Origin of the sequence: Microbispora sp. NPDC046933, assembly GCF_040644635.1 — a bacterium.
In the GTDB taxonomy this organism is placed as follows: Bacteria; Actinomycetota; Actinomycetes; order Streptosporangiales; family Streptosporangiaceae; genus Microbispora.
Genome location: NZ_JBEYWW010000010.1, coordinates 96,604 through 110,213 on the forward strand (window position 1 = coordinate 96,604; position 13,610 = coordinate 110,213).

At 70.7% G+C, this 13,610-nt stretch carries 15 protein-coding genes; 9 read left to right on the forward strand and 6 right to left on the reverse strand.

Features of this window, described 5'->3' with window-relative positions:
* Positions 1-83: 83 nt before the first annotated feature.
* The 3 genes from ABZ857_RS15625 to ABZ857_RS15635 form a co-directional block, all read right to left on the reverse strand.
* Positions 84-1,340, reverse strand: a complete 1,257-nt coding sequence (locus ABZ857_RS15625; RefSeq protein ID WP_357043315.1) for an NlpC/P60 family protein — start codon at positions 1,338-1,340, stop codon at positions 84-86.
* A gap of 165 nt (positions 1,341-1,505) precedes the next feature.
* Complete coding sequence (greA, locus tag ABZ857_RS15630) at positions 1,506-2,006, reverse strand: transcription elongation factor GreA (RefSeq protein WP_079315666.1); 501 nt, start codon at positions 2,004-2,006, stop codon at positions 1,506-1,508.
* Positions 2,007-2,081: 75 nt separating this feature from the next.
* Positions 2,082-2,507: a DUF4307 domain-containing protein gene (locus ABZ857_RS15635; RefSeq protein ID WP_357043317.1), complete on the reverse strand. Its 426-nt coding sequence runs from the start codon at positions 2,505-2,507 to the stop codon at positions 2,082-2,084.
* Positions 2,508-2,659: 152 nt separating this feature from the next.
* Between ABZ857_RS15635 and mca the strand changes: the two genes are divergently transcribed.
* The 3 genes from mca to ABZ857_RS15650 are packed head-to-tail and all read left to right on the forward strand — an operon-like array spanning position 2,660 to position 4,032.
* A complete protein-coding gene (gene mca / locus ABZ857_RS15640) occupies positions 2,660-3,541 on the forward strand; it encodes a mycothiol conjugate amidase Mca (RefSeq protein ID WP_357043320.1) in 882 nt (293 codons plus the stop codon).
* A gap of 9 nt (positions 3,542-3,550) precedes the next feature.
* Positions 3,551-3,718: a hypothetical protein gene (locus ABZ857_RS15645; RefSeq protein WP_357043321.1), complete on the forward strand. Its 168-nt coding sequence runs from the start codon at positions 3,551-3,553 to the stop codon at positions 3,716-3,718.
* Positions 3,715-4,032 (forward strand): GNAT family N-acetyltransferase, encoded by a 318-nt coding sequence (locus tag ABZ857_RS15650; protein WP_357043323.1) that lies wholly within the window; start codon positions 3,715-3,717, stop codon positions 4,030-4,032. The genes ABZ857_RS15645 and ABZ857_RS15650 overlap by 4 nt, the downstream gene beginning before the upstream one ends.
* Before the next feature lie 5 nt (positions 4,033-4,037).
* Here ABZ857_RS15650 and ABZ857_RS15655 read toward each other — a convergent pair whose 3' ends face one another.
* Positions 4,038-5,201 carry a hypothetical protein gene (locus ABZ857_RS15655; RefSeq protein ID WP_357043325.1) on the reverse strand — a complete coding sequence of 388 codons (1,164 nt, stop codon included), beginning with the start codon at positions 5,199-5,201 and terminating at the stop codon, positions 4,038-4,040.
* A 231-nt stretch (positions 5,202-5,432) separates the two neighbouring features.
* Between ABZ857_RS15655 and ABZ857_RS15660 the strand changes: the two genes are divergently transcribed.
* The 4 genes from ABZ857_RS15660 (at position 5,433) to ABZ857_RS15675 (ending at position 8,290) form a co-directional block, all read left to right on the forward strand.
* Positions 5,433-5,594 (forward strand): DUF255 domain-containing protein, encoded by a 162-nt coding sequence (locus tag ABZ857_RS15660; protein ID WP_357043327.1) that lies wholly within the window; start codon positions 5,433-5,435, stop codon positions 5,592-5,594.
* A gap of 115 nt (positions 5,595-5,709) precedes the next feature.
* Positions 5,710-5,958, forward strand: coding sequence for a hypothetical protein (locus tag ABZ857_RS15665; RefSeq protein ID WP_357043328.1), 249 nt, complete (start codon positions 5,710-5,712; stop codon positions 5,956-5,958).
* Positions 5,955-6,227 (forward strand): hypothetical protein, encoded by a 273-nt coding sequence (locus ABZ857_RS15670; protein ID WP_357043330.1) that lies wholly within the window; start codon positions 5,955-5,957, stop codon positions 6,225-6,227. Before ABZ857_RS15665 ends, ABZ857_RS15670 begins: the two co-directional genes overlap by 4 nt.
* Positions 6,228-6,247: 20 nt before the next feature.
* Positions 6,248-8,290 (forward strand): thioredoxin domain-containing protein, encoded by a 2,043-nt coding sequence (locus ABZ857_RS15675; protein WP_357043332.1) that lies wholly within the window; start codon positions 6,248-6,250, stop codon positions 8,288-8,290.
* 124 nt (positions 8,291-8,414) lie between these two features.
* On the opposite strand, the gene ABZ857_RS15680 is transcribed toward ABZ857_RS15675, so the two are convergent.
* On the reverse strand, positions 8,415-10,949 hold the full coding sequence (locus tag ABZ857_RS15680) for a transglycosylase domain-containing protein (RefSeq protein ID WP_357043334.1): 2,535 nt from the start codon (positions 10,947-10,949) through the stop codon (positions 8,415-8,417).
* 159 nt (positions 10,950-11,108) lie between these two features.
* Positions 11,109-11,576 carry an Lrp/AsnC family transcriptional regulator gene (locus ABZ857_RS15685; RefSeq protein WP_357043336.1) on the reverse strand — a complete coding sequence of 156 codons (468 nt, stop codon included), beginning with the start codon at positions 11,574-11,576 and terminating at the stop codon, positions 11,109-11,111.
* Positions 11,577-11,672: 96 nt separating this feature from the next.
* Here ABZ857_RS15685 and hppD point away from each other — a divergent pair, with 96 nt between their 5' ends.
* A complete protein-coding gene (gene hppD / locus ABZ857_RS15690) occupies positions 11,673-12,776 on the forward strand; it encodes a 4-hydroxyphenylpyruvate dioxygenase (protein WP_357043338.1) in 1,104 nt (367 codons plus the stop codon).
* Positions 12,777-12,959: 183 nt separating this feature from the next.
* On the forward strand, positions 12,960-13,466 hold the full coding sequence (locus tag ABZ857_RS15695; protein WP_357043340.1) for an RDD family protein: 507 nt from the start codon (positions 12,960-12,962) through the stop codon (positions 13,464-13,466).
* Positions 13,467-13,610 lie beyond the last annotated feature (144 nt).

Here is a 13,610-nt window from a genome sequence, read left to right on the forward strand (position 1 = left end):
GGCCTCGGCGAGCGGGAAGACGGAAGCCGAGCGCCGCGAGCACCTGTTCTCGCTCGTGCTGGACGGCCTGGCCGCCGGCGCGGTCAGCGGACGCGGGCGGAGATCTGCGGGCTGACCCGGACGACCCCGGCGAGGTTCTTGGTGTAGACGTTGGCGATCTTCACGACGTCGCCGGTGTGCGGGGCGTGCAGCATCTTCCCGTTGCCCCAGTAGATGGCGACGTGCGAGATGTAGCCGGGGTTGGTCGGGTCGTTGCGCCAGAACAGCAGGTCGCCCGGCTGCGCCTGGGACAGCGGCACCTGCGGCCCGGTGACCCACTGCTGGTACGTCACGCGGGGCATGCGCACGCCCGCCTGCGCGTACGCCCACTGCACGAGCCCCGAGCAGTCGAAGCTGTCCGGCCCCTCGGCGCCCCACACGTACGGCCGGCCGAGCTTGCTGACGGCCGCCGTGAGCGCGACCTTGAGCTGCTCCACGGACATGAACGCGGTCTGCGGCCACACCGTGCGTCCCTTGGGCGTCACCACGACCGGGTTGATCGTGGCGACCTGGCTGCCCTTGGGCAGGATCTTCAGCAGCCTGAGGCGGAGCCTGCGGGAGTCGACCTTCGGCGCGCTCACGACCAGGGCGTTGCCGTCCGGGATGCCGAGCGCCGCCGCCGTTCCCTTCGAGACGATCGCCGCGATCGAGCCCATGCCCACGGTGGCGTACGCGCCGATGCGCAGGCGCCTGGTGCCGCTGTGGACCTGCGAGCCGAGCTGCACGCCGCCGTCGTTGCCGAGTTCGAAGGAGACCGCCATGTCGCCGGCGGCGATGTTGCGCCACAACTCGTCGGAGGAGGCCGTGACCTTCGGCGTGTACGAACGGAAGGTGGACGGGTCGACCCCCATCGTCGGCACCCGCTTGCCGTCCACGACCACGTCGGCCGCGCCGGTCACCTCCGCCGCGGTCACGCCCTTCTCCTTGCGCACCTTCTCCACCACGTCGGGCGCGAGTGGCCGGTTGGCCACCACGAACAGGTGCGGGCGGATCAGCCGCCCCAGCGGAGCCACCGGCTGCTGCGTCACCGTCTGGGCGGCCGGGGCCTGGCGCCCCGGCGTCGGGGCCGACGCGTCGCGGGCCTGCCGCGCCGCCGCCACGTAGCCGTTGCCCGTGCGCCGCTCGGAGAGGGCCGTGGTCACGTCCGAACTCGCGGATTCCGACCTGAGTTCGCCGAGCACGAGCACGTCGGCCGTCAGCACGGTGACGAGCGCCACGGCGATGAGGGGAACCGTCCTGCGCAGACGCCCCGGGCGGGGCAGACGGGGGCGGTAGGCGAGGTCCTGACGAGCCTCGGACACGGCTCTCACGAGCTTCCTGCCGAAACGGGTGGACGGACGCGCTCGGCGTTCGAGCACGATCTCACCCCTCCCGCGGCGAATGGTCCGGTCCACGACGAGACTGCCGCACGGCCGGGAATACCGCAAACGAATGCGGAATTCCCGGCCGGGGCGAAAAGGGTGGGACTAGTTGCCGATGTACGGAACGGCTTCGAGGATCTCGACCGTGTTCTGCCTGCCGTTCGGCAGCGTGTACGTCGCCTTTTCCCCGATCTTCTTGCCGTTGATCGCGGATCCGAGGGGGGAGTTCGGCGAGTAGACGTCGATGGGCGCGCCGCTCTCCTCGCGGGAGGCCAGCAGGAAGGTGACCTCCTCGTCGTCGCCGTCGAAACGGACCGTCACGGTCATGCCGGGACCCACGACGCCCTCGGCTCGGGGAGCCTCACCGACCCTGGCGTTGTCCAGGATCTGCCGGAGGTGGAAGATGCGGGCCTCCATCTTGCCCTGCTCGTCCTTGGCGGCGTGGTAGCCACCGTTCTCCCTGAGGTCACCCTCTTCCCGGGCGGCTTCGATCTTCTTGGCGATGTCCGTGCGACCCGGGCCCGAAAGGTACTCGTACTCCTCCTTGAGGCGGTCGTACGCCTCTTGCGTCAGCCAGGTGACGTTGTCGTTCTGGGAGACGGCCACGGGCTCTCCTTGTTTCCGTAAGTGACTCGAAAGGCTGTCAAGTTAACGCCTTCGAACGCTTCCCCAAAGATTCCACTATACGAGATCGCAGTAGTCGACATGTACTGCCGTGGCCTGGGCGCTTGTCCTCAGCCGTTCGGTGAACTCGAGGTCCGACCGCCCCTTGGGGATGTCGACCTCGCGGCTGCCGACCTCCAGGTGCTTGGTGTCGAGTGCCTGGATCCGGCACATCGCCGCCCGGTCGGCGGGCTTGTGCACGGTGAAGGTTATTGCGGCGGAGTCCGGAGCGCTCGCGTCGAAGGTGATCACCTCCGCGCTCATGGACGGATTTCCGTTGGCGCGGAGCATGACGTAGCCCCATCCGCCCGCGACGATCGCCACGATCAGCGCCATCACGACGTACGGCACCAGCCTGGCGGGCCGCGCCGGGCGGGGCGCGAAGTCGTCCGGCGTGCCGAGCACCGGGCGTGTCCCCTGGCCGCCGACCTCATCGGTGGGCATCGCGGAATCTCCCTGAGGATTGTCGGTGTTGTGCGAGACGATCGTCCGCACAAGTCGACCGTGTCCGCGACGCGGGCCATACCGGGTCCGGAACACACGGTCACTTAGAAGCTAACCTCTTTTCGTAGCCAGAGGACACCATGAGGAGAGCCGTGAGTGCACCGTTGAGGCTGATGGCCGTGCACGCGCACCCAGACGACGAGTCGAGCAAGGGCGCCGCAACGATGGCCCGCTACGTCGCGGAGGGCGTGGAGGTCCTCGTCGTCACGTGTACGGGCGGTGAACGCGGCTCGATCCTGAATCCCAAGATGGACCGGCCCGACATCCTGGAGAACATCGGCGAGGTGCGCCGCCAGGAGATGGAGAAGGCGCGCGACATCCTCGGCGTCCAGCAGCGTTTCCTCGGTTTCGTCGACTCCGGGCTGCCGGAGGACGAGAACGAGCCGCTGCCCGAGGGGTGCTTCGCGCTGCAGCCGCTGGAGGTGGCCTCGGCGCCGCTCGTCGCCGCCGTCCGGGAGTTCCGCCCGCACGTGATCCTCACGTACGACGACAACGGCGGCTACCCGCACCCGGACCACATCATGACCAACCGGGTGTCGGTCGAGGCGTTCGAGGCGGCGGGCGACCCCGACCGCTACCCCGGCACCGGCGAGCCGTGGCAGCCGCTGAAGCTCTACTACCACATGGGCTTCACGCGGGAACGGTTCGAGGCGCTGCACACCGCGATGACCGAGCGCGGCATGGGCTCGCCGTACGCCGACTGGATCGCGCGGTGGGAGGACCGGCCGCAGAAGTGGGAGGTCACCACCAAGGTCCCGTGCGCGGAGTACTTCGAGGTCCGCGACCTCGCCCTGCTCGCACACGCCACCCAGGTGGACCCCGACGGGTTCTGGTTCGTCTGCCCGCGCGAGCTCCAGCAGGAGATCTGGCCGACCGAGGACTACCACCTCGCGCGGTCGCTCGTGGACATCACGCTGCCGGAGGACGACCTGTTCGCGGGGATCCACGCGGAGGTCACCCCTGCCTGCTCGTAAGCTGAAGGCGTGGATGCAAGCAGCTACGGGCCTGGTCTCCTGGGCTTCCTCGTCGTCGCCGGGATCGGTTTGGCCCTGTTCTTCCTGCTGAAGAACATGAACAAACAGATGAGGAAGATCCAGGTGCCGCACGACGACCGCGAGGACGAACGGCACGGGAACGGGCCCGAGGCGTGAGCGAGGCCCCCAGGGTCATCGACAACGCCGCCGCGTCGCGTTACGAGATCCTTCTGGACGGCGCTGTCGCGGGGTTCGCGCAGTATCGGCTGCGGGGCGGCTCGATGGTCTTCCCGCACACCGAGATACGCGACGAGTTCGAGGGCCGCGGGCTGGGCAGCATGCTGGTGGGCCGGGCCCTCGACGGAGCGCGGGCGGCCGGCCTGCGGGTCGTGCCGCTGTGCTCGTTCGTGGCCTGGTACATCCAGAAGCATCCGGAATACCGGGATCTGGTGGACGACGGCTACCGGGACCTGGTCGACGCGCCCGGGTGACGTGCTCAGTCGGGCAGCGCGGGGCCTGAGGACCAGGCGCGCTCCAGCGCCTTGGGCAGGCCCCACCAGCCCAGCGGGGTCAGCACCTCGGCCCGGTCAACGATGCCGAGGTGCGCCCACAGCGGCGTCACCGCCGTGAACAGCATCTCCGTCGCCTCCAGGTCCTCCGGCTCGTCAGGGTCCATGTCGATGTCCTCGGAGTCGGCGATGAACCGGGCGATCCGCTCGGGCGAGGCGAGCACCCCCGGGCCGTACCGGACCAGGGCGATCACGGACGCGAGCCAGTCGGCGTGGTGGATGGCGCACAACGAGGCCAGTATCGAGTCCTCGTGGCTGAGCTCGCCCTCCATGTCGAAGAACCGGGCGGCGTCCTCCTCGTCCGGAAGGTCGGAGATCGGCGCGGCGATCCCGGCGGCGACGGTGAGCCACAGGTCCTCGTCCCGTTCGGGCAGCTCGCCGTCCTCCAGCCCGGCGCAGGCGCGCAGCACGTTGCCCGGGTAGCCGGGCCGGGTCAGCGTCACGCGCAGCCGCCGGGCGGCCGACCGGAGATCGGCCTCGGGGAAGGGCGGCTCCGGCAGGTCGTCGAGCACCCGCCGCAGCTCGCCCAGCGCGAACGCCTCCTCCTCGTCCCAGGCGGCGTACAGCTCCTGGTCCTGCTCGTCGTTGACCACGACGTTGGGCACCCGGCCGTCCGGCAGCGGGGTGCCGAGCCAGCGCTCCTGGAGCTCCTCGTAGGCGTGCCGGGCGTCGGGATCCCCGGCGGCCAGCGCGTCAGCGTCGATCTCCCCGGCCGCCAGCCGCTCCTCCAGGAACTCGACCAGCCGCTCGTACATCTCGGTGGCCACCGGGCCGCGCTCGCTCTCCTCGGGCCACAGGAAGTAGCTGCGGGTGAGCATGATCGGCTCGGTCCCACTGGACTCCAGCCAGCGCTGCACGTCGCCGACCGTCGCCACGCCGGACTCGATGCTCATCAGCACGGCCTTGGCCGACTCCCAGAACTTGGGCGACAGCGGGTTGCCCGCGGCGAACAACTGCCGCCGCAGGTCGGGAAGGGCGACCAGGGCCTGTCCGGACGGCACGGCCAGCAGCACCCGTGCGACGTCGCGCCGCGTCATGGCGGCCGCCGGGCGTCCCGAGTGCCTGATAGCGAAGTCCAGATCCAAGCCCACGTCCTGTGAGCCTACGCCGGGTCGCGCCGGAACACATCCCCGCGGTCTCCCGCGCGTTCCTCCCGGGGGCGGCAAGCGGCCAGATCCGGAAAAAAGATCATGCCCGATGTCTTCTCCGCGGTGGCCGCGCTGACCGTCGCGATCTGTGCGGGCCCTGGCTACTGGGCATCGCCGACTACCGCGTCAGCCGGAAGGATCGTCCTTTTCCGACGGTGTGAGAGGCTGGGCCCTTTGAATCGGCTGGGCGGCGAGACCTCTCCCTACCTTCTGCAACACGCGGACAACCCGGTGGACTGGTTCCCCTGGGGCGAGGAGGCGTTCGCGGAGGCGCGCAGGCGCGACGTCCCCCTGCTGGTCAGCGTCGGCTGTTCGGCCTGCCACTGGTGCCGATGAATCACGCGAGCGACCCCGGCGCCTGTCCGCTGCCCCGTACCCTGGTCGGCAGCGACGAAAGGCGATGTCGATGAGTGCTCAGCCGGTCCACCGGCGTTCGGACGAGGAGCCGCGCGTGCCTCGGACCATCGGTGGTATCTCAAACGCGCTCCGGGGCGCCCGTCGGGCACAGTTCTTCGCGGAGTTGCTGGAAGCTCAGCAGGGGCCAGAACTCGACGGCGTGCTCACGACCTGGTGGGGGCGAGCGATGCTCGACACCGATCCCCATCGTGACCGCGTCCGCGCGGCCGCCGAGGCGGGCACCCTGCCCAGCACCACGATGGACGACATCGCCCGCCGCAGACAGGAGCGCGGCACCTCGTGAGCAGTGATGACGAGGATCTATGGCCTGTTCTTCCCTCTGAGATCGTTGCCGATGCTCTCGCCGATCCCGCCGTGCCCGCTGAGGTCTTCTCCGCAGTGGCCGCGCTGACCGTTGCGATCTGCGAGGATCCCTGGCTGTCGGGCAGCGACCAGGTCGGTACGGATCCGGACTGGCGGGAGATTCTGATCCCCAAGGGGTTGGGCATCGCCGAGTACCGCGTCAGCCCTCAGGACCAGCACGTCATCCTCACCCGAATCGTCCTCTTTTGACGGTGTGAGAGGCTGGCTCTATGAATCGGCTGGGCGGCGAGACCTCTCCCTACCTCCTGCAACACGCGGACAACCCGGTGGACTGGTTCCCCTGGGGCGAGGAGGCGTTCGCGGAGGCGCGCAGGCGCGACGTCCCCCTGCTGGTCAGCGTCGGCTATTCGGCCTGCCACTGGTGCCACGTCATGGCGCACGAGTCGTTCGAGGACGAGGCCACCGCGCGGCTGATGAACGAGTTGTTCGTCAACGTCAAGGTGGACCGCGAGGAGCGGCCCGACGTGGACGCCGTCTACATGGGCGCGGTCCAGGCGATGACCGGGCAGGGCGGCTGGCCCATGACCGTCTTCGCCACCCCCGGCGGACACCCGTTCTACGCCGGCACCTACTTCCCCCGGTCGCACTTCCAGCGGCTGCTGCACGCCGTCTCGCAGGCGTGGCGGCAGGATCGGGAGGGCGTCCTGACCCAGGGGGAGAAGGTGGTCGAGGCGCTCGCCGAGCGTGCCGGGGCGCCGTCGGGCCCGCTGCCCACCGCCGAGACCCTCGACCTCGCCGTACGGAACCTCGCGGAGAGCTTCGACGAGCAGCGGGGCGGGTTCGGCGGGGCGCCCAAGTTCCCGCCGTCCATGGTCCTGGAGTTCCTGCTGCGGCACGGCACCCGGGAGGCCGTGGCCATGGCGGAGACGACCATGGAGGCGATGGCCAGGGGCGGCATGTACGACCAACTCGGCGGGGGCTTCGCCCGCTACTCGGTCGACGCCGGCTGGGTCGTGCCGCACTTCGAGAAGATGCTCTACGACAACGCGCTGCTGCTGCGGGTCTACGCCCACTGGTGGCGCGCGACCGGCTCGGTCCTGGCCAGGCGGGTGGTCCTGGAGACCGCCGAATGGCTGCTGCGGGAGATGCGCACGCCCGAGGGCGCGTTCGCCTCGGCCCTCGACGCCGACAGCGAGGGGCCGGACGGCACCCACGGCGAGGGACTGTTCTACGTCTGGAGTCCCGAACAGCTCCGCGAGGTCCTCGGTGATGACGATGCCGCCTGGGCGGCCTCGGTGTTCGAGGTGACCGGCACGTTCGAGCACGGCACGTCGGTGCTCCAGCTTCTCGCCGACCCCGACGACCCGGCCCGGTTCGACCGGGTCCGTACGGCCCTGCGCGCCGCGCGGGAGCGGCGGCCACGACCCGGCCGGGACGACAAGGTGGTGGCCTCCTGGAACGGGCTCGCGATCGCCGCCCTGGCCGAGGCGGGCGCGCTCTTCGACCGGCCGGACCTGGTCGACGCCGCACGTGAGGCGGCCGTGCTGCTCGACGACCTGCACACGGTGAGCCACGGCCCGGCCCGGCTGCTGCGCACTTCCCGCGACGGCCGGGTGGGGGCCAACGCCGGCATGCTGGAGGACTACGCCGACGTGGCCGAGGGCTTCCTCGCCCTCTACGGCGTCACCGGCGAGAGCCGGTGGTTCCACCGCGCCGGAGACCTGCTGGAGACCGTGCTGACGCGGTTCCCCGACGGGTCCGGGGGGTTCTACGACGCCCCCGACGACGGCGAGCGGCTGTTCCAGCGGCCCCAGGACCCGACCGACAACGCGGCGCCGTCGGGCCAGTTCGCGGCGGCGGGGGCGCTGCTGTCGTACGCCGCGCTCACCGGGTCTGCCCGGCATCGGGAGGCGGCCGAGGCGGCGCTGGGCACGGTCTCCGCGCTGGCGGGGCGGTACGCCCGGTTCGCCGGATGGGGTCTCGCGGTGGCGGAGGCGGCGCTGCGCGGCCCCGCCGAGGTGGCGATCGTCGGCCCGGCCGACGACGCCCGCACCCGCGCCCTGCACCGGGCGGCCCTCATGTCCGGCACGCCGGGGCTGGTCGTCGCGCTGGGCACAGGACAAGCAGGCACGGGACAAGCAGGCACAGGACAAGCAGGCACAGGACAAGCAGGCACCGTGCCGGTGGACGTGCCGCTGCTTGAGGGGCGGGGCATGGTCGACGGCTCGCCTGCGGCCTACGTGTGCCGGCGGTTCACCTGCCGGGCGCCGGTCACCACCCCCGCCGAGCTGCGGGCCGAACTGGCCCAATAGAAGCGGCACGGCAGAAGCGGCAGGGCAGAAGCGGCAGGGCGTGGTCAGGCGTGGCCGCCGACCAGATCGCCGTCCTCGCCTGAACGTCACGCCGTCCCTGCTCGGGAACGCCCGGCCGGGGCCCTCAGCGGGCGGGAACCTGGGCGACCGGGAGCTGAGGGCCGGGGATCTGCGCCACCGGGCCCGCCTGACCGTTCTGACCGTTCTGACTGTTCTGGCCGGTCTGCCCGGTCTGGCCGGTCTGGCCGGTCTGGCCGGTCCGTCTGGCGCCCGCGTCGGCCTGGCCCGTTCGCCTGGCGCCCGTGCCGGTGGCGCCCGCGTCGGATCTGGCGGTCCCCGTCTCGGTGGTGGCGCCGCGGGTGGCGGCGCCCCGGGTGGCGGCGTCCGCGGCGCCGGCGGCGCCCGCGTCACGGGCACGGCGCGTGCCGTTCGGACCGGTCGCGCCGCCGGTGCCGGTCGGACCGGTCGCGCCGGCGCCTGTCACGCCGGTGCCGTTCGCTCCGCCTCTCGGGTCGGCCTCGCCGTCCTGGCCGGGCTCGCCCTGCTGCTCCTCGGCCGCGCCCGTGGGCGCGCCGGGCACGTCCTGGCCGGGCACCGTCGCCCCGTCACCCGGCCCGTACGGCATGGGCGACCCGGGAGGCCCCGACGGATAGGCCGTGGCAGCCCCGCCCTGCTGGGGCATCGCCATGCCGTAGGTGTCCCAGTAGTAGGGGTTCCACGTGACCGGGTCGGGGAACTCCCTGACCGGCTTGCCCTCCATGGCGGTGCTCATGAACGTCTTCCAGATCTCGGCGGGCAGCGTGCCGCCGTACAGCTCGCCGTAGCCGGGGACGGTCACCGGCTTGTTGTCGTCGCGGAACATGTCGACCGCGACGGCCAGCTGGGGGACGTAGCCGGAGAACCAGACGGCCGCCGACTCGTCGGTGGTGCCGGTCTTGCCCGCCACCGGGCGGTCCCACAGCCGCGCGGCCGTGCCGGTGCCGCTGCGCACCACCTGCTCCAGCGCGTACGTCGTGTCGGCGGCGGTGTTCTCGCTGAAGGCCCGGGTGCCGGGTGGGGCGAATCTGCGGGCGAGCCCGGTGCCGTCGGTGACCGCCCGGATCACGTGAGGCTCGTGGTGGATGCCTCCGGCGGCGAACGTGGCGAACCCGGCGGCCTGCTGCACGGCGCTCACCGACGCCACGCCGAGGGGCAACGTGGCGGCGCTCTGGTGTGGGGCGAGTTGCGCCGCGGGGATCCCGGCGGCCCGCGCCGCCGCGACGACCTTGTCGAGGCCGATCCGCTGCCCGAGGTCCACGAAGGCGGTGTTGACCGAGTACTGCGTCGCCTGGAGCAGCGTGATCGCCTGCCCGTACGACTTGCCGCCGGAGTTGGGGATGTCGGCGGAGCCGACGCGGATGGGCGAGTTGCCGTAGACCAGCGCGTCGAGCCCGTATCCGGCTTCGAGCGCGGCGGCCAGCGTGTAGGGCTTGAAGGTCGAGCCGGCCTGGACCTTGGCGGAGAAGGCGTTGTCGTACTGGTTGGTCTCGTAACGACCGCCGTAGAAGGCGACGACCTCGCCGGTCGCGGGATCGACGGCCGCCAGACCGGTGCGGACCTTCTTGGGGGTGTCGTCCGGCAGAACCGACTTGACCGCCTGCTGGGCCTGCGCCATCAGCTTCTTGTCGAACGTCGTGGTGACCTTCAGGCCACCGTGGTTGATGTCCTCGTCGGTGTAGCCGAGCCGGTTCAGCTCGGCGCGCACCTGCGCCAGCATGTAGCCGTTCTGACCGCCGAGGGACAGCGGCGCCCGCTGCTGCGCGAGTGTGGGGAACACCTGGGCGTCGGCCTCTTCACGGGTGAGCGCGCCGATCTCGCGCATGCCTCGGATCACCGAACCCCATCTGGCCTTCACCGCGTCGAGCGCGGCCCCGGTCGGGTTGGCGAAACGGGTGGGCTGCTGGATCACGGCGGCGAGGTAGGCGCCCTCGGCCGGCGTCAGGTTCTGCACGTCCTTGTCGAAATAGGCCCGCGCGGCGGCCTGGATGCCGTACGCCCCCCGCCCGAAGTAGATGGTGTTGAGATAGCGCTCGAGCACCCAGTCTTTCGGCTTGGAACGATCTACTTTCAGCGCGATCATGATCTCCTTGAGCTTGCGCCCGATGGAGCGTTCCTGACCGAGACCGCTGTAGTAGTTGCGGACCATCTGCTGGGTGATCGTCGAGCCGCCCTGGAGTTGACGACCGGTGATGGTGGACCAGACGGCGCGGGCCGTACCGGACAGGGAGACGCCCTGATCCTGATAGAACGTCCGGTTCTCCGCCGCGATGACCGCACTTCTGACGACCTGGGGGACCTGGGTGAGCGGCACGTTCTTGCGGTTGACGCCCTCGGTGGCGAGGACCGTCCTGCCGTCCCGGTAGTAGATCACCGAGCCCTGGGCGGTCGCCAGCTCCTGAGTGCTGTCCGGGATCGGGGTCAGCGCCCACACCACGGCGAGGAACACGACGAGCCCGAGGATCCCGGTGGCCAGGCTCACGAGCAGGACACGCGGGAGTCTTCGCCGGCGAGGCTCCGGCACGCCGCCGTCCCCGCCGCCTCCTCCCCCGTCCGGCCCGCCGAGTGACGCCCGTGGATCCACGGCGCCCTCCTCGATCGGGCCCTCCTCGGCGCTGTCCACGCTGCGACCCCCGATAAGTCCGATACCCCCGCTACGCCCATTTGTGCCCCCTGAGCTGGGCGGATGGAACCACGGTAAACGATGGCCATCGATGGTCCGGCACTTCCCGCGACGTCTGTGGAAAAGCCTGCCCCTCGGAAGGAGGCTGTGGAAAACGCGTCAGGCCCCCGCCGCACGGACGAGTGGGAGGGTCCGGTACGGAACCGGCGTGTCGAGCGCGATCACCGATTCGGTCCGCACGACGCCCTGCACGTCCACGATCAGGTCGATGACGCGCTGGAGGTCGGCGTTGCTGCGGGCGACCACGCGGCAGAGCATGTCTCCCCCGCCGGTGATCGTGTGGACCTCCAGGACCTCGGGGATGAGCGCGAGCTGGTCGGCCACCGGCACGTGCCCCGCGACCTGCCTGATGTGCAACGTCACGAACGCCGTCACGTCGAAGCCGAGCGCGGCCGGATCGATGTCCGGCCCGTAGCCGGTGATCACCCCCTTCGCGGCCATCCGGTCGAGCCGGGCCTGCACCGTCCCCCGGGCGACGTTCAACCTGCGGGAGCACTCGAGCACGCCGATCCTGGGCTCGGCGGCCAGCAGGGCGACGAGCCGGGCGTCGAGGTGGTCAATCGTCATAACGATTTCCCCTTGTATGCGTCGATGATTAAGCATATTGTCCACCGAATCAACTTACTGTTGCACAAATTGGCTACGCCAACGGACAGTTGGCGTATGAGCGATGTCTTTCCGGTTCACGGCATGGACGCGGTGGTCTTCGCGGTCGGCAACGCGAAGCAGGCCGCCCACTACTACTCGACCGCCTTCGGGATGCGCCTGGTGGCCTACCGGGGGCCGGAGACGGGCAGCCGCGACGAGGTGGCGTACGTCCTCGTGTCGGGCTCGGCCCGGTTCGAGCTGCGCGGCGCCGTACGGGCGGGCACGCCGCTCGCGCGCCACGTGGCCGAGCACGGCGACGGCGTCGTCGACCTCGCGCTGGACGTGCCGGACGTGGAGACGGCCTACCGCCACGCGCTGGAGCAGGGTGCCCGGGGGCTGGAGGAGCCGCACGTGGTCGAGGACGACCACGGCAAGGTCGTGGTCGCGGCCATCGCGACCTACGGCGAGACCCGGCACACGCTGATCGACAGATCCAACTACACCGGCCCCTACCTGCCGGGATACGTCGCGGCCGAGCCCATCGTCGCGCCGCCCGCGGTGAAGAACGGCCGGCTCTTCCAGGCGATCGACCACTGCGTCGGCAACGTCGAGCGCATGGAGGAGTGGGTGGAGTTCTACGAGAAGGTCATGGGCTTCACCAAGATGGCGGAGTTCATCGGCGACGACATCGCCACCGAATACTCGGCGCTCATGTCCAAGGTCGTCGCGGACGGCACCCGCAAGGTCAAGTTCCCGCTGAACGAGCCCGCCGAGGGCAAGAAGAAGTCCCAGATCGAGGAGTTCCTGGAGTTCTACGGCGGCCCGGGCGTGCAGCACATCGCGCTGGCCACCAACGACATCGTCACGACGGTCGACGCGATGCGCGAGGCGGGGGTCGAGTTCCTCGACACGCCCGACTCCTACTACGACGACCCGCAGCTGCGCGCCCGCATCGGCGAGGTCCGCGTGCCGGTCGAGGAGCTGAAGAAGCGCCGCATCCTCGTGGACCGCGACGAGGACGGCTACCTTCTGCAGATCTTCACCAAGCCGGTGGTGGACCGCCCGACCGTCTTCTTCGAGCTCATCGAGCGTCACGGGTCCCTCGGCTTCGGCAAGGGCAACTTCAAGGCGCTCTTCGAGGCCATCGAGCGCGAGCAGGCGCGCCGCGGCACCCTCTGACCTCAGCCCTGCTGCGCGCGGCCCAGCCGGCGCCTCGCCGCGGTGGAGCCTCGTCGCCCGTAGCACCGCCTTGCGACGCGTCCACCCGGATCCACGCTCGGGACGGGCAGCATTTGCCAGACACTCCCCAGCCTTTGCGCGCGCCCGGCTTTGACCGAAGGGCGGCGGGGTGACCATTCAGCCATGGGAACACCGCCGCCTCCGGGAAGCCCGTACGAGGAACCGAGGATTCCCTGGACGCCCCCGCCCTTCGGGCAGACGGCGCCGCGGCTCGCCGGCCGCTGGCGCCGCCTGTTCGCCGGGATCCTGGACGCCGTGCTCGTCGGGCTCATCACCTCGCCGCTCACCTGGGACAACTGGAGGGTCGTGTACGACGGCACGACGGGGGCGGTGGCACGGATCCCGGTCGGCAACGGCCTCCTCGTCGGGGTGATCGGATTCCTCTACTACTGGCTGCTCCAGTCGTTCTGGAACGGCCAGACGGTGGGCAAGAGGCTCTTCGGCATGCGCGTCGTGCGGGAGACCGGGGAGCCGGCCGGTCCCGGGCCGATCGCGGTGCGGCAGGCGGTGGAGATCGTGCTGGGCTGGCTGTTCTGCCTCGGACTGGTGAACCTCGCGTGGATCCTGTTCGACCGCAGGAAGCAGGCCCTGCACGACAAGGCGGCCCGGACGCTCGTGGTGGACGCCTGAGGCCCGCGAGATCGCGGCCGCCCGGCGGCACGCACCCCGCACGCTTCGCCGACACCCGGCGGCACGCACCCCGCACGCTTCGCGGACACCCGGCGAGCACCCGCTCGCGGGCACCGGCGGAGGCACGGCGACCCCGGCTAGCAG

Coding starts and splice junctions, on each gene's coding strand:
- ABZ857_RS15695 (WP_357043340.1), top strand. CDS start 12,960: ATGGGAACACCGCCGCCTCCGGGAAGCCCGTACGAGGAACCGAGGATT.
- ABZ857_RS15635 (WP_357043317.1), bottom strand. CDS start 2,507: ATGCCCACCGATGAGGTCGGCGGCCAGGGGACACGCCCGGTGCTCGGC.
- ABZ857_RS15685 (WP_357043336.1), bottom strand. CDS start 11,576: ATGACGATTGACCACCTCGACGCCCGGCTCGTCGCCCTGCTGGCCGCC.
- hppD (WP_357043338.1), top strand. CDS start 11,673: ATGAGCGATGTCTTTCCGGTTCACGGCATGGACGCGGTGGTCTTCGCG.
- ABZ857_RS15675 (WP_357043332.1), top strand. CDS start 6,248: ATGAATCGGCTGGGCGGCGAGACCTCTCCCTACCTCCTGCAACACGCG.